The following is a 15,648-nucleotide window of genomic DNA, read 5'->3' on the forward strand; positions in this document are numbered from 1 at the left end:
TATTTAGCTGTTTAAAAATTAACTAGTTTTTTATCCCTATTTCTAAAGATAACGCAATTATTATATCCAATTTCTCTTGCAATTGCAGTTACACTTTCATACATAAATCCAATTTGTTCAATTTTGTGTGCATCTGAAGAGAATGTGATAGGAATATCTAATTCAAAAGCAAGCTCAAGCAACTCTTTTGAAGGGTAAGGTTCATTTATAGGTTTTCTAAATCCGGCACTGTTAATTTCTATAACCATATTAGCTTTTTTTATCTCTTTTAGGGCGTCTAAAGCTATTGATTTAATATCTTTATCAGGCAAATATTTAAATACTTTAATCAAATCCAAATGTCCGACAATATCAAAAAGTTTACTTTTTGCCATCTCTTTAATTGCTGCAAAATATTCACTCCAAATATAATCTATGTTTTTCTCTTTGTATTTACCTATAAATTCAGGATTATCAAAACCCCAAAGTCCGGAACCGTTCTCTTGTAAAAAATGAACTGAACCTATTAAATAATCAACATTTGATTTTAAAACCTCATCTAACATCAAAGAGTTGTTTTGCATAAAATCTACTTCATATGCTTTTAAAATTTCTATTTTATCTTTATACTTCTGCTTCAATATTTCAATGTTTTGTTCATACGCATTTTTTTGTGAAATATCCATTCTGTATTTTGGATCATAAGGCATCGGTGCATGGTCGGAAAAACCAAAAACATCTATATTTAACTCTATTGCTCTTTGTATATACTCTTGCATTGTTCCTGTTGCATGATTACATAAAGTTGTATGGTTGTGTAAATCTACTCTCATCTATATCTTATCCTATTTCTTCCTGTCTCTTTTGCTTCATATAGCCCTTTGTCTGCCTCTTGTAGCATTATATCCAATGCATCTGCTTTTTTAAAACTACAACCGATTGAAATAGTAAATTTCAATTTTAAGTCTCCTAGTTCAATCACATTTTCGGCAAACTCTTTTCTTAGAAGTTCTAATCTCTGTTTTACTAAATCTTCATCTTTATTTTTAAACAAAATACAAAACTCTTCACCGCCTAGTCTTGCTATTAATTCATCTTTTTTAAAATATTTTCTCAATATTTTTGAAACCTCTTTTAAAGTCAAGTCCCCTATATCATGACCGTAAGTATCATTTATGTTTTTAAATTTATCAATATCAATTAAAGCTGCAAATAATCTATTTTTCTTTTCATTTGCCTCTTTTAAAATTTTATTTCCCTCTTCAAAGAGATATCTTCTATTATAAAGTTTTGTAAGAAAATCTTTATTTGCCCTGTTTTTTAACTCTTCAAAAAGCTCTAAAAGTTCTATATTGGCATTTATTCTTACAAACAGCTCTTCTTGGGTAAACCCTTTATAAAGAAAATCATTTGCACCGTATTTTAAAAACTTTGAAGCTGTTTGCCTCTCTTTTGTTACTGAAGTTACGATTATAGATAACTCATCTTTAGCATATTTTTTTCTTACGGTTCTTACTAATTCAAGTCCGTTCATAAAAGGCATATAATAATCCGTTAATATTATCTTGATATCTTTATTCTTCTCTAAAATCTCTAAAGCTTCTAAACCGTTTGTTGCAGTAAAAACTTCTATTTTGTATCTTTCTATAAGATCTTTTGTATTATCCAAAAAACTTTTTGAGTCATCAACAATAAGCAGTTTTATTCCATCATTATTTACTATTCTTCTTATAACCGAAATTGCATATTTAAATGAATATAAACCATCTTTTATAACATAATCTACAATATTCTTATTTCTATATTTTATCTCATTTTCTACCAATGAAGTGGCAGTTAAAATAACTATAGGAATATTAAACTTCGTAACAAAATCTACAATCTCACCGTTATAAGAATCGGGCAAACCCAAATCTAAAAGAGCAATATCGAATTTTCCTTTATATTCAAGTAATAGTTTCGCACACTGCTTTACTGAAGAACCTATAACTGTTTTAAAACCCAATTCATCTTTTATCATTGCCTCAAGTGTACTTGAAACGGATTTACTGTCTTCAATAATTAAAACTCTTTTTGACATTAGCTTAAAATCCCTGCTCCTTTTATGGGAGTACTTCTATCTTCGGCATAAACTCGTTTGCCTTTTAGAATATCATATTTCCATATTGGAGCCGATGCTTTAAAATCTTCAACAAACTCATCGATTAATTCTAAGGCCACTCTTCTTTTAGGGGAGCATACGGCTGCTATATATGAACTTTCATGATTAAGAACATCTCCTTTGCTGTGAGCCATTAAAACTATAGCACCTTTGCTTTTTGCTTTTTCTTGCCAGGAATCAAACCAAGAGTTTAATATCGGTTCATAAATATCAAAACTTAAACCCTCAATTTTATTCTCGTCTCTAACAACTCCTACAAAGGTAATTATCGCACCGTAATTAGAGTTTTTATACTCTTTATACCAGCTGTTAGTTATCTTTTCAACCGGTAAACTTCCCTCAAAAAGTTGCAATTTTCTATCAATTTCCATTATTCACTCTTTATTTACTATTTTATCATCCCCCGCAAACAGGAGGAAGTAAAGAGACTCTATCTCCGTCTTTTAAGGCAACATCTTTAGAACAGATTATAGTATCATTTACTGCAACTGCACAATTTTCAAGCCAAGAAGATATTTGGGCATCTTTTTTTAATATTTGGCTTAACTGTTCTAAACTATTTGCTTCTATTTTTACAGAGTCTTTATTAATTGGTCCTAAAAATTCTACTTTTACCATATTAACCCCTTATTTACTTCAATTTAGATATTATATCCAATTAATTTTAATAAAAAGAAGGAGCAAATAAAATGATATTTGCAAAAATAGATTTTATAAATTTACTACCCGTTCATGTCTTTTTAAAAAAAAGAATTCAATCGTCTCAAATTAAGTCAATTATTAACTATAAGAAATCTTATCCGTCTAAAATAAACAAGAAACTAAAAAAGAGTAAAGTTGATTCTGCTTTTGTATCTTCTATTGCATCAAGAGGAGAGAAAAGATTAGATTATGGGATTATCGCAAGAAAAAACGTAAGGTCGGTTTTTTTAATTCCGGGAAAAGATAAAGAAGATTATCAAAGTCAAACCTCAAATGCCTTGGCAAAAATATTAAATTTGCACGGAGAGGTTTTAATAGGAGATAAGGCTTTAAAATTTTTCCATGAAAACCCTGATGTTGAAACTATTGATTTAGCCGTAGAATGGGAGAAAAAATTTAATCTTCCTTTTGTTTTTGCAACATTATGTTATAGAAAAAACGGTAAAATGTTAAAAAATATAATGAAAGATTTTAAAAAAAGGCAAATAAAAATTCCTCAATATATTTTAAATGAGTATTCAAAAAGATCAAATATTTCAAATAAAAATATTTTAGAGTATTTAAAACTAATCGATTATGATATAAGAACTAAAGAGAAAAGAGCTATAAAAAAATTTCTTTCACTTACAAAACAAAAAGGATTTTAATGACAGGATTCGACTCTGTTATTTTAGGTATTATTGAAGGGATAACCGAGTTTTTACCTATCTCTTCAACGGGACATTTAATTGTTGCAAGTAATTTTTTAGGCATTGACCAATCACAAGTTAATAAAGCCTATGAGGTCATAATTCAATTTGCGGCAATTTTAGCTGTAGTTTTAAATTATCCATCTAAATTCACCTTTAAACATATAAATTTATGGATTAAAATATTTATTGCTTTTTTACCCATTGCAGCAGTCGGATTTCTTTTTTCAGATCAAATAAAAGCACTCTTCTCTTTACATATAGTTGCTACTATGTTTATAGTAGGAGGAGTTGTCTTTTTAATTGTTGAAAAATTTTATGATGAATCAAAACACATAACAGCCGATGTAGAAAAAGTTACATATAAACAATCTTTGTATATAGGGCTTGCACAAATTTTTGCACTAATTCCGGGAACTTCAAGAGCAGGTTCCTCCATAATAGGAGCTATGCTTGTAGGTTTAAATAGAAAAGCCAGTGCAGAATTTAGTTTTTTGCTGGCTTTTCCCGTAATGTGTGCAACAACAGGTTATGATCTATTAAAACATCATAACGATCTTTTAGTAGGAGCAAATTTTAGCAATCTTATAATCGGTTTTATAACCTCTTTTATTGTTGCTTATATTGCAATAAAACTGTTTTTAAAGTTTTTAGAAAACTTTACTTTTGTAAGTTTCGGTATATATAGAATCGTTTTCGGTATTCTTTTACTTACCTTGACTAATTAAGTTTACAATAGATTCAACTGCATTATATTTAATTGAATCTACCAACTTTTTACTAATTGAGAAGTTATCTTTTTTTAGACTCTCAATTAGTATCTCTTCATTTAATTTCTCTTCTCTACAAAGATAACACAACCCTTTATCTTCCAAAAACTTTGCATTTGTGTATTGATGATCTTTTGCAGCATACGGAAAAGGGACAAATAAAGTAGGTAAAGAATTTGCACAAAGTTCCCATAAAGTAGATGCACCTGCACGGCTAACGGCAAAATCAGCTTCACTCATCTTTTTTGCAATCTCTTTTGAAAAAGGGAACAAATCAACTTCTATTCCCATTTTTTCATACTCTTCTTTTACTCTTTCATAATCGTTTTTACCCGTTTGATGAATAATATTTAGTCCTAGTTTTTTAAGTGTAGGTGCAACTTTCAAGGCAAAATTGTTTATTGCCGATGCCCCTTGAGAACCGCCTAGAAATATAATTGTTTTCAACTCGTCTCTTATTCTTGCATTATCAAAAAACTCTTCTGAAACAGGATAATCTCTTATAAGTGATTTATTGTCAAAAGAACAAAAAACTTGTGTCGCAAATTTTGAAGTTATTTCATTTAATCTACCCATCACGGAGTTTTGTTCATGAATATATAATTTACAACCCCAAGAGAGTATAGCTGCAAAAGTAGCAGGTGCGGCAGAAAATCCTCCCACTGAAATTACTGTTTTGACATCATACTTATCAAAAATATCAAAACATTGATTCATAGCTTTAAATATTTGAAACAAAGAACTTATTTTTCCTAAGCCTTTTTTATTTACAACCCCTCTGGTTTCTAAAAAATAGGCTTTTTTTAATCTTTTATCATTTTCAAACCAATCTTTGTCCTGCCCGTTTACGGAACCTATAAAAATAGGTTTTATTCCTCTTTTTGAATACTCTTCAATAAATGCATCGGCAACTTTCAAATGTCCGCCTGTTCCACCGCCTGTTATAACTACTCTCATTATTGATTAACCTTTTTATTTAAATCTACAGATTTGCTGATTGATAAAACCATTCCTATAGCTATAGAAATTGCCAGCATTGAAGACCCCCCGTAACTTAAAAGAGGAACGGCAATACCTTTTATAGGAATCATTCCTGAAATTCCGTAAGAGTTTATCAAAAAAGCAATTATTATCATTAAAGCAACCCCTATAGTAAAGAGATGGTATATTTTATTTTCCACCCTTCCGCTTATTCTAAAAATTCTAAATATTATTAAAAATATAATAAAAGTTATAAATATAAGTCCTACTAAACCTAACTCTTCTGTTATCCCTGCTAAAACAAAGTCTGTGTGTACTTCACTTAAAAAACCTAGTTTTATATCTCCTAATCCTACTCCTTCTCCGAAGATTCCCCCGTTATGCATAGCATTTAAAGAGTGAGATACCTGGTAGGGTTCGGGAAGTTCGTCTATTCTTAAATATTTATCTGCCCAAGAAGGTAGTATTGATAAAATTTTATCTTGAACCATAGCCCACCAAGAAAATATTCTCTGTATTCTATGGGGAGCTGCTATAATAAGTCCTATAAAAGCCAATATTCCCACAACGCCTAAAGAGACAAAAACTTTATAACTCCTATTTGCAAAAATAAGAAGAGTAAAAAGAATTGCACCTAACAATACAACTTGACCCAAATCTTTTTGTAGAAATGCAATTATAAAAACAACCACTAAAAAAGCTACAAAATAAGGAGTTAAAAGCAGAAGCTCTTGTTTAAGCCCTATTTTTCTTGGAACTTCAATTAATCTTCTATGAAAAGACCAAGAAAGAAAATATATAAATCCGATTTTAAAAAACTCGACAGGAGAGAGAGAAAACCCCGGAAGCCTTATCCATCTATTCGCTCCACCTGAAGCTGTTACCATTGAAGAGGGTAAAAAAGGCATTAAAATCATTAAAATAAAGAAAAATATAAAAAATCCCATTCCCACTCTATTTACTATTTTATCAGGTTCAATTAAAGAAAAACCCCACATTATAAAAATAGATAAAACTCCTACTAAAAACTGTCTGACAAAAAAATGGAATTGGTTGTAATCATAATATTCAACAGTATAAATAGCAAGAGAATATGAAAATATAATACTTATAATAATTAGTAAAGAGACCAATAAAAACAGTAGATAATCAGCTTCATAAATTCTTTTATCGGTATTGTTTCTTTTAATTTTATTTTTGTTAGAATTCATTTTTTATTATATTATATTATGGATAAATATGTCTTCAAATTTTAAAGAAAAAGATAACAAAATCAAGAAAATAATGTTTTTGTTTTTCTTCATACTTTTCTTACTAATTATTTTAATAATCTCAATATTTGATACAATAGAAGATTACAGAAGACTGCCCTCTTTGGAGACTTCTAAAAAAGAACTTGCCGTACGTGGAGATATAATTAGTTCCGATAATTTTAAGATTACGACTTCAAAGAAAATATATAAAGCTTCAATAGATACAAGACATTTAGATGAAAACAAAAAAGAACTTTTTATAAAACTTTTTTCCATTTACAGCGATATCCCTTATAAAAAAATCGAAAATAAAATTGATGAATCCTTGAAAAATGCTCCGGGGAATCTTGTTCTATCATATAATATTGATTCAAAAACCGCTAAAAACTTAAAAGAGTTGGGTTTTAAATTAAGAAGGTTAAAAGTATTTAAAGCAAGACAAGTACCCGGAGGAAAAATATTAAGAGGACTTAGCATAACTGAAAGCGGTGAAAAAAGAGTCTACTCTTATGAGAATACTTTAACTCCCGTAGTTGGGTATATAACCAAATTTGAAACAAAAAACGACAAAACAAGAGTAAAAGGAATAAAAGGATTGGAAAAAGAGTATAACACTCTTTTAAATAATAGCAAAGACGGGATTCTAAGCGGAAACAGAGATGTTTTATCTTATATCTCTTTTAATAGAAATTCAACAATAAAACAGAGAGTCGACGGAGCAAGTTTAGTTTTAAATATTCCTCTTAAACTTCAAAAAAACAATGAAATGGTTCTTGATATTTATAAGAAAAAATTAGAAGCGCAAGAAATTATAGTTTCAATCATGGACAGTAAAACGGGAAAAGTTCTCTCTTTAGCCTCATCAAACAGATTTAATCCCGAAAGAATATATCAAAAAGATATTCCCTCTTTAAACGTTAATGCCGTGGAGTATCAATATGAACCAGGATCAGTTATAAAACCTATTGCTATTTCATTGGTTTTAGATAAAAATAGAATCAAAAAAAACGAACTTCTTTTTGCTTACAATACAAAAGACAGAGCAAATAAAGAAGGAGAGTTTCCAAGAGGACAGTTTAAACTAGGAAGATTTATAATAAAAGATGATCACCGATTTAAAAAACACTATCTAACTTTGGATGATATTGTAATTTTTTCTTCAAATATAGGTACTTTGCAATTTGCACAAAGATTAAGTGGTCCGGAATTTTTTGAAGGAATGAAAAGATTTGGATTTACTAGAAAAACGGGAATTGATTTACCTTATGAAAAAAAAGGTTCAATGCCTAAAGTCTGGCAATTTTCCGCAAATGATAAAAAAGAGGAAGACAATGTTTATAAAGCCACTGTATCTTACGGACAGGGAATGACCGCAACATTTATGCAGATTTTAAAAGCTTATTCGGCATTTAATAATGATGGTGTAGTAGTAACTCCCAAAATCGTCTCTTATATTGAAATGAACGGAAGCAAATATAAAGAAGACAAAATAAAAGATGAAAGAATTATTACTAAAAGAACAGCAGATGAGATAAAAAGACTGCTTATAAAAACCGTTGATAAAGGTACGGGAAAAGCCGCAAAAATTCCCGGTTTAGAAATAGGAGGAAAAACAGGAACCGCACAAATAGCAAGAGGTGGAAAATATCTTAAAAAATATATTTCATCTTTTTTTGGTTTTGTTAATGACGGAGAACACTCTTATACAATAGGTGTTACGGTTATGGATCCTGTTTCAAAAGGTAAATATTGGTATTATCATTATGCTTCATGGTCAGCAGTTCCCGTTTTTAAAGAGATAGTAAATAATCTTATTAGATTAAACTATCTATCACCAAAAAAAGATATAATTTCTACAAAAGATTAAAAGGAGCAATATGTTTGGATTTGGAAAAAAAGAGTTAAAACAGTATACCTATACAGAAAAAGAACTAGCAAAATTTAAATATGCAAAAATAGAGATGGAGAAAGGAGATATTTGGTTAAAACTTTTTTATAAAGAGACTCCAAATACCGTTTCAAATTTCGTAACATTATCAAAAGAAGGTTTTTATGACGGACTAAACTTTCATAGAGTAATTCCGGGATTTATGGCTCAAGGAGGATGTCCTGAAGGAACAGGTGCAGGTGGTCCCGATTGGGCAATTGCTTGTGAAACTCATGCGGATAAACAAGTTCACAACAGAGGTAGTTTATCTATGGCTCATGCTGGTCCTGATACAGGTGGCAGTCAATTTTTTATCTGTTTTGTTGCTTGTCCTCATTTAGACGGGCATCATACAGTTTTCGGTGAAATAGAAGAAGGAGACAGTACAAGTTTTGAAACCTTGGATAATATCAGACAAGGTGATATAATAAAAACCATAGAAATCAAAGAAAAGAGAGATTAAATCTCTCTTCTTTTTAGTGACTTCTTGATTCTCTTTTAAATTTTCTCCATTTTTCAAAAATACTATAATTTTTAAGATTGTTATCATGACTGTAATCAGCTGCATAGTTCATCAAAACTTGTTCTAAAAAAGTACTGTAATCAAGTGCAATTACATCTTTTTCTTCACTTTGAGGAATATTTCCCCATCTATTTTGAAACCATTGATTCCATATCTTAGAACCTGGTTCATACATTGTCCAAATTCCGTTTTTTATACTTTCTACAGGATAAAAAGGTGTTACCATATTATAACTTTTAGGTAAAAAACTTGCTGTTCCATGACAGCTCATACAAGAAGAACTTCTAAGTTTTTTAACCGTTTTTCCATTAACTTTTACATCATACTTCACAGCAATATCAAAAGGTCCGGATAATCTTAAACCATACCCCAAAGTCACTTTTGCATAAGCAGGTGCTTTAGGGTTTATATAAGTTTCCAAAAGCTCTTCTTTAGGATTTTGTGCAGAATTTACAGCCGGATCGTTTCCCCACATTGCCCCTAGAGGAACCATTTTATCCCAAGCATTATCTCCTTTTGCATTTTTATCATAAACCAAGGTTGTAAATACCCAGCCTGTTTCAGGTGCCGCAACAGAATCTTTAATAATAATATCAAAGATTGTAACACGAGTATCAGTTACTACAGGCGGTTTATCTTTTATCGTACCGTTCATATCAAAAGGTTTTCTATATATTTTCCACTTTGCCGCACCTTCTAAAACAGGCCACTGTTCAGGTGTTGCAGAAGCAGAAGCTGCTTTAATTATTATAGCACCCTCTTTAAATTGAGCTTCATCGTTATTTACACTAGGAATACAGCTATCTTCACTTTCATCACACTTTTTAAAGACTTCATGCAGAGTATATGCTGCTACTTTATCATAATAAATTGCAGCATAATTTCTAACAGGAACAGTAAGTCCAAAATCCTTATATACTGAAGCTGGTTGAATTTGACCGGTATACGTTCCGTAAATAGCCTCTCTTCCTTCCCAGCCTGTCAAGTCTACATTTTCTCCTGCCCATAACATACTATACCAATCTTTTTGTAAACTTTTATTCCACTTTTCTTGATCTAAAACAAAAGTCTTCACAGACGGTTCAATATACTTTTTTAAAGCCATAATATAATCATAAGCTTTTTCTTTTGTTAATTTTTTACCGTTGGTTACTTTACTCCAGGGGGTGTTAATAGGCTCTTCATAACTTACAGGATAATTGAAGTTAAATTTAAAAAGAGCTCCGGAATACTCTTTTTTAGAAGGAATCTCACCATTATTTACGGCAAAAGGATCAATATTTTGACTTTCTAAAGCCAAAAGATTTGAAACAGAAAAAATTAAAAAACAACCTACTATACTTTTAAAAAACATCATTTACTCCTTATTTTATTTGGTCTCGTCCATTTTGTTTTGCTCTATAAAGTGCATCATCGGCAAATTTTATAAGAGTATTAGGAGAGATTATTTTTATATCATCTGTAGTTGCTATTCCCATGCTAAGAGTTACAAAATCAGAGATATTTGATTTTATATGAGGGATTTTTAATTTTCTTACATCTTTAGATATCTCTTGAGCTATTACCAAAGCTTTTTTTCTAGTTGTGTTTGGCAAAATTATGGCAAACTCTTCTCCTCCATACCTTGCAACTAAATCATTTTTTCTTTTTATATTGGATATAAAAACTTTTGATATCTCTTTTAAACACTCATCTCCTTGTAAATGTCCGTAAAAATCATTATATTGTTTAAAAAAGTCAATATCACACATAATCAATGATAACACTTCATTATTTCTCGTTATTCTAGAACACTCTTTTTTTAATACTTCATCAAATATTCTTCTATTTTTTAACTGAGTTAAGGCATCTATAGTAGCTAACTGATCTAATTTTTTAATAGCCTCTTGTAATTTTTGTTCAACGACTTTTCTTTTCTCATTCTCTTCTACTATACTTGAATTTAGTTCTAAAATTTTGTTATTTTGCTCTTGTAAAATTAAGTTTTGATCTTTTAATTTTTCGTTTTTTATATCTAAATCTTTTGTTCTTTCTTGAACTTTTTGTTCCAGATTTTTGTACATTTTGGCATTTTCAATTGAGATTGCGATTTGGGTACTTAAATGTTTCAATAAATCAATTTTCTCTTTTGTAAAAACACCTGTTAAAAGATTATTCTCTAAATAAATAATACCTTTTAGACTATTTCTTAAAATTAAAGGAAAAGATAATACCGATTTTACTTCCCTTTGAATAATATTTATCTCTTTTGAAAAAATAGGATCATCTTCTAAATCATTTATAATAACAGACTCTTTTGTTCTAATTACATATTTCACTATATTTTGAATTATATTTTTACACTCTTGATATCTTTTATCGATTAAAACATCAAAACTGTTTTCATCATCGTTTAAATAAATTGCTTCAACTTTATATTCAAAATCCTCTTCTAATATAATTACGATATTTTGTGCCCCCGAATTTTCTAAAAGTATTCTAATCAGACTTTTTAAAAGATTTGAGAGTTTTTGTTCTCTAAAAATAGCTTCTGAGGATCTAATCAAAGTATTAATATTTAAGGATTTTTCTACTGAAGTTTTTTCATTTTCTTCAGAATCTAAATATTTGCCCGCTCCCCAACTTATAAAGCTATTTTGAAACTCCTCTTTATATAATTTTGCAAAGCTCTCTTGTTTTAACGAATCATAAATTTTATATAAAAGTCTGCAAGCTATAATTTTTAAATTATATTGAGAGTATATTTGAGAGATTTCGATAGCTTTTAAAAATTGATTTTGTGCTTTAATATAATCCTTATTTAATCTGTTTAATTCCCCGTTTAATATATATTTTCTTACTATGAAATTTTCTGCACAATCTTTTGAATATTTTTCAAATTTTTCAATTGTAGTTTTTACTCTTTTTAAATATATAATTTTATCTTTAACATTAAAAGAGTTAAAACATTGCAGATATATTAAAGCTTCATAAAAAAAATGTTCGCAACTATGAAACATACCTTTTGAAGCATTTAAAAATTTTCTACTCTTTTTTGAAACTTCAAAAGCCAACTCATAACTTTCATGAATATACAAAGAGATCATTTTATTAATATAATAAAAATGTGCAAAATGCAAAGAACTGAAATTATCAAGATTTTTTATATACTCATCTTCATTAAAAGATTCATCACTAAAAGAGACAGTATTATTAGTCTTTCCTTGAATATTTTTTATAGCTTGTTTAACGCTCTTTATTGCTTCAAGTTGTTCTTTTGCTCCTATTTTACTTAATCCTTTTTCAAACTCTAAGATCTGCTCTTGAATTAACTGAAAATTCACTCCTCTCATAAACATACTTTGAACTATCCCAGCTGCAGCACAAGCACTATGGAACCAATCTCCGATGTGCATACCGCTTTTGTAAGATTCATGCCAGTTTTGTTCTGTTAGACTAGCAGGAATTATCCAAGATAAACCGAAATAACCCGATACAAATTTTACTTCCGGTGCAAGTACGGTATTATTATACTTTTTTATCATATCCAAAGAGAGAGTTGCATATTTATAACCTAATTGATGTTTTTCTAAAATACCGCCTTTAAAAATAACTCCATAAACCATAAAACCTATTACGGCATCTTTAGTATCACCATGTTTCAAACAACTTTTTACAAGTAACATTGAGATAAGTACACAAAGCTCAGGTCTAATTTGATATGCCGCTTTTAAAACCGAAGATAAAATTTTAATTATTATTATGGCTCTCTCTTCTTTTGCCTCATCCAAGTTTAATAAATTTTCCACCTTTTTATTTTTTAATTTCAATTCAAGTTCTAAATACTCTTTTATAAAAATTAAAAAATTAAATCCCCTTGGAATATTTAAATCAAATAATTTCAAGGCTGCTTTACCTATTTTATAAGCCTCGTTAAACTCGGAAAAATCAGTGTGAAGTTTTATCATCTGCTCATATATATAAGCTTTTTTTAGATCGTTTTTTATATATTTTAATGCTTCTTTATAATAAGACAATGCCTTAGTCTTGTTAAGCACTAAATGCTCTGCAATTGCAAAATCTTTAAAAAGTTCATCACGGGTATCTAATAATTTAACATTTGAATATAAAGAAAAAGCATTTTTCATAAAATTTAATGACATTTCAAAATCGCCGTTACTTCTTGCAATAAGTGCAGCTTCATGATTTAAATTTGCCAAAAAATCATTTTTATTCATATTAATAAAATATTGCTTCGCTTTATTATAATGATTAACAAACGTTAAAAGATACTCTTTATTATCTTTATACCTTTTATAATAAAAGTCTCCTACTTCTTTATGATATGAAATAAGATCTTTTTCATTTATTGACGTATAAAAAACTTGTTGTATCCTGTCATGGGAAAACTGATAAAAGTTTTTATCGATTATGGAAGATTTGGTTATCCATTCATCTTGCAAACATGAATTTAAAATCTCTTCAAAGTTCTCTTTTTCTTTAAATATATCTTTTAAAACCACAATATCAAAATTATTTCCTATACATGACGCTTTTTTTAAAAATTCTATTTTCAAATTATCTAAAGATGCTATCCTGGTTTCCAAAAATTCTATAATATTACTACTTGCTTTTATCTGTTTTAATTCATCTATTTTACAATACCAAGAGTTCTTCTCTTCATCAAAAAAAAGAGTATTATTCTGCTGTATCTGCTTTAATAGTTGAATAACAAAGAAAGCATTGCCACCCGTTTTTTTATGTAAGAGTTCGGATATCTCATCACTGTTATTTATAGTAATATTTGAATCTAACAGACTTTTTATATCTAAAGGAGTAAGAGGTTTTAAATTATATTTATTTAATAAAATATCAAAACTCTCAAATAATTCCAACTCTTTTTTTAGTAATTTATTTTTTGATAACTCATTATCTCTATAAGTTATTATTACTTTGACATTATTTAGATTTAAAAGAAGATTCTCTAACCATTTTATAGTAACAGAATCAGCCCATTGCATATCATCCATAAAAATAAGTAAAGGATTGTTTTTTGTTGAAAAAAGTTTTAAAAATTTAAATAATTGACTGTTAAATCTATTTTTTGATTCACTAGGATCTAATTGATCTACATCAGGTAAATCACCGATAACAACTCTTAATTCAGGTATTATTCCAAACAATACTTTTACATCTCTACCTAAATGCAATAATATTTTATTTTTCCATTTATTTAAAGTTTCATCATCTTCAAGCAACAACTCTTTTGCCAATTTTCTGAAACAGTCATATAAAACTTTATAAGGAGTATTGTTTTTATAATCATCAAATTTTACATTTATAAAATTTTTAAATATTTCATCTGCATTTTCAAGAACTTTATTTACAAAAGAAGTTTTCCCTATCCCTGAAGGTCCGTAAATAATAAATAATTGATTTTTACTTTCATTTTTATATAAAGCCTCTTTAAAAGAAGAAAGTTCTAAGTTTCTACCGAAAAAAGTCTTTTTACCTATTAAAAAATCTTTTTTATGTTTATTAATTTCAAAATCTAATACATCTAAATTATTATCAAGTCTTTTTTGAATTTTTTTTAAATCTAAAAGAAGAGAAAAAATACTGTCATATCTGTCTATAGGATTTTTTTCAATCATCTTATTAATAATCAGTGATAAGACTTTTGGTATATCATTATTAAAATTGCTTACTAAAGGCAAATCTTTTGCAATAATATTGTAAGACAAAGAATCTTTTTTCTCTTTACTATAAGGAATAAAACCTGCTAACAATTCATAAAAGAGTATTCCTAAAGAGAAAATATCAGTTTTATAATCAACTTCCATGTTAATTCTATTTGTCTGTTCAGGAGAGTTATAAAATGATTTATTATTAAAAGATGGACAGCTGTAACCTTTATTAAAAGAGTAGTTAAAATTTAACAATCTTATATCGTGCAGTTTCTTGTTAATTAAAATTGAATCAGCATCTATATTATTATGTATAACACCCTTTTTATGTAAATAATCTAATGCTTCACAAAACTTAATTGCTATTGATATAAACTCATTCAAATTCTCTTTATTAACATACTTAAAATTCTCTTTGAGAGGAATTCCTTCATACTTTTCAAATATTACAAAAAGTCTGTTATCGACTTTTTTTTTATCTAGTGCTTTAAGTATATATTTATGATCACATTTCGATAGTATATTAAATTCATTTATTAACTCATTACTTTCACTTTGTAAAGAGTGAATCTCTTTTGTTGTTTTAGCTAAAAACTTGTTTTTTAAATCTGATGTAACTGTATTATATATATTAAAATTGCTATATGAATATTTTAAAGTTTCTAATTTAAAATCTTTAATTGACAATTTTTATCCTATAAAAAAATATCTATATAATATACAAAGTAATATTACAAGAAAGTAAAAAAAGAAGATTAAAAGAGAAAGGCTAAAAAGGCATTGGAGGGAGGTAAAAAGGCTAAAAAAAAAGCCTTGTCTTAGACAACTAAAGATAAGTTGAGAAAGATAAGGCTTAAAAATAAACTCAAGAGCTGGCAGCGGCTTACGTTTCCACTCCCGTAGGGAGCAGTATTATCAGCGCAGAGGTGCTTGACTTCCGGGTTCGGAATGGAGCCGGGTATTTCCACCTCGCTAAAACCACCAGCAATATGAGTAA

Annotated in this window: 12 protein-coding genes and 1 rRNA gene; 4 read left to right on the plus strand and 9 right to left on the minus strand. The window is 28.7% G+C overall.

Annotation, left to right across the window (positions count from 1 at the left end):
- Nucleotides 1–11 precede the first annotated feature (11 nt).
- From hisJ to AANAER_RS12510, 4 genes are read right to left on the minus strand one after another with little or no spacing between them, the layout of a single operon-like run.
- Nucleotides 12–812, minus strand: coding sequence for a histidinol-phosphatase HisJ (gene hisJ, locus AANAER_RS12495; RefSeq protein ID WP_129082180.1), 801 nt, complete (start codon nt 810–812; stop codon nt 12–14).
- Nucleotides 809–2,059 (minus strand): diguanylate cyclase, encoded by a 1,251-nt coding sequence (locus tag AANAER_RS12500; RefSeq protein ID WP_129082181.1) that lies wholly within the window; start codon nt 2,057–2,059, stop codon nt 809–811. The genes hisJ and AANAER_RS12500 overlap by 4 nt, the downstream gene beginning before the upstream one ends.
- Entirely contained in the window at nt 2,059–2,511 is a 453-nt protein-coding gene (locus tag AANAER_RS12505; protein WP_129082182.1) for a molybdopterin synthase catalytic subunit, read from the minus strand. Before AANAER_RS12505 ends, AANAER_RS12500 begins: the two co-directional genes overlap by 1 nt.
- A 25-nt stretch (nt 2,512–2,536) precedes the next feature.
- Nucleotides 2,537–2,758, minus strand: coding sequence for a MoaD/ThiS family protein (locus AANAER_RS12510; RefSeq protein WP_044417353.1), 222 nt, complete (start codon nt 2,756–2,758; stop codon nt 2,537–2,539).
- A gap of 71 nt (nt 2,759–2,829) precedes the next feature.
- On the opposite strand from AANAER_RS12510, the gene AANAER_RS12515 reads away from it, so the two are divergent.
- Both AANAER_RS12515 and AANAER_RS12520 read left to right on the plus strand, forming a co-directional pair.
- Complete coding sequence (locus AANAER_RS12515) at nt 2,830–3,489, plus strand: MqnA/MqnD/SBP family protein (protein WP_129082183.1); 660 nt, start codon at nt 2,830–2,832, stop codon at nt 3,487–3,489.
- Entirely contained in the window at nt 3,489–4,259 is a 771-nt protein-coding gene (locus AANAER_RS12520; RefSeq protein WP_129082184.1) for an undecaprenyl-diphosphate phosphatase, read from the plus strand. Before AANAER_RS12515 ends, AANAER_RS12520 begins: the two co-directional genes overlap by 1 nt.
- Here AANAER_RS12520 and murG read toward each other — a convergent pair.
- Nucleotides 4,239–5,258: an undecaprenyldiphospho-muramoylpentapeptide beta-N-acetylglucosaminyltransferase gene (murG, locus tag AANAER_RS12525; RefSeq protein ID WP_129082185.1), complete on the minus strand. Its 1,020-nt coding sequence runs from the start codon at nt 5,256–5,258 to the stop codon at nt 4,239–4,241. The genes AANAER_RS12520 and murG overlap by 21 nt on opposite strands.
- Complete coding sequence (locus AANAER_RS12530) at nt 5,258–6,493, minus strand: FtsW/RodA/SpoVE family cell cycle protein (protein WP_044417346.1); 1,236 nt, start codon at nt 6,491–6,493, stop codon at nt 5,258–5,260. Before AANAER_RS12530 ends, murG begins: the two co-directional genes overlap by 1 nt.
- A 28-nt stretch (nt 6,494–6,521) precedes the next feature.
- Between AANAER_RS12530 and AANAER_RS12535 the strand changes: the two genes are divergently transcribed.
- Nucleotides 6,522–8,402, plus strand: coding sequence for a peptidoglycan D,D-transpeptidase FtsI family protein (locus AANAER_RS12535; protein ID WP_129082186.1), 1,881 nt, complete (start codon nt 6,522–6,524; stop codon nt 8,400–8,402).
- 10 nt (nt 8,403–8,412) lie between these two features.
- Entirely contained in the window at nt 8,413–8,925 is a 513-nt protein-coding gene (locus AANAER_RS12540) for a peptidylprolyl isomerase (protein WP_044417342.1), read from the plus strand.
- Between the two features lie 13 nt (nt 8,926–8,938).
- Here the strand turns inward: AANAER_RS12540 and AANAER_RS12545 are convergent, their stop codons facing one another.
- The 3 genes from AANAER_RS12545 to rrf all read right to left on the minus strand — a co-directional run bounded on the left by AANAER_RS12545 (nt 8,939) and on the right by rrf (nt 15,637).
- Nucleotides 8,939–10,339, minus strand: a complete 1,401-nt coding sequence (locus tag AANAER_RS12545) for a hypothetical protein (protein ID WP_228711158.1) — start codon at nt 10,337–10,339, stop codon at nt 8,939–8,941.
- Nucleotides 10,340–10,349: 10 nt separating this feature from the next.
- Nucleotides 10,350–15,338, minus strand: coding sequence for a diguanylate cyclase domain-containing protein (locus AANAER_RS12550; RefSeq protein WP_129082187.1), 4,989 nt, complete (start codon nt 15,336–15,338; stop codon nt 10,350–10,352).
- Nucleotides 15,339–15,521: 183 nt separating this feature from the next.
- Nucleotides 15,522–15,637 (minus strand): 5S ribosomal RNA (rrf, locus tag AANAER_RS12555).
- Between the last annotated feature and the right edge of the window lie 11 nt (nt 15,638–15,648).

This window comes from Halarcobacter anaerophilus, from assembly GCF_006459125.1.
Classification (GTDB): Bacteria; Campylobacterota; Campylobacteria; order Campylobacterales; family Arcobacteraceae; genus Halarcobacter; species Halarcobacter anaerophilus.

Bases quoted from the DNA above. Each gene is read 5' to 3' on its own strand.
- murG (WP_129082185.1), bottom strand. From the start codon at position 5,258: ATGAGAGTAGTTATAACAGGCGGTGGAACAGGCGGACATTTGAAAGTT.
- AANAER_RS12545 (WP_228711158.1), bottom strand. From the start codon at position 10,339: ATGTTTTTTAAAAGTATAGTAGGTTGTTTTTTAATTTTTTCTGTTTCA.
- AANAER_RS12530 (WP_044417346.1), bottom strand. From the start codon at position 6,493: ATGAATTCTAACAAAAATAAAATTAAAAGAAACAATACCGATAAAAGA.
- AANAER_RS12535 (WP_129082186.1), top strand. From the start codon at position 6,522: ATGTCTTCAAATTTTAAAGAAAAAGATAACAAAATCAAGAAAATAATG.
- AANAER_RS12515 (WP_129082183.1), top strand. From the start codon at position 2,830: ATGATATTTGCAAAAATAGATTTTATAAATTTACTACCCGTTCATGTC.
- AANAER_RS12520 (WP_129082184.1), top strand. From the start codon at position 3,489: ATGACAGGATTCGACTCTGTTATTTTAGGTATTATTGAAGGGATAACC.
- AANAER_RS12505 (WP_129082182.1), bottom strand. From the start codon at position 2,511: ATGGAAATTGATAGAAAATTGCAACTTTTTGAGGGAAGTTTACCGGTT.
- hisJ (WP_129082180.1), bottom strand. From the start codon at position 812: ATGAGAGTAGATTTACACAACCATACAACTTTATGTAATCATGCAACA.
- AANAER_RS12540 (WP_044417342.1), top strand. From the start codon at position 8,413: ATGTTTGGATTTGGAAAAAAAGAGTTAAAACAGTATACCTATACAGAA.
- AANAER_RS12510 (WP_044417353.1), bottom strand. From the start codon at position 2,758: ATGGTAAAAGTAGAATTTTTAGGACCAATTAATAAAGACTCTGTAAAA.
- AANAER_RS12500 (WP_129082181.1), bottom strand. From the start codon at position 2,059: ATGTCAAAAAGAGTTTTAATTATTGAAGACAGTAAATCCGTTTCAAGT.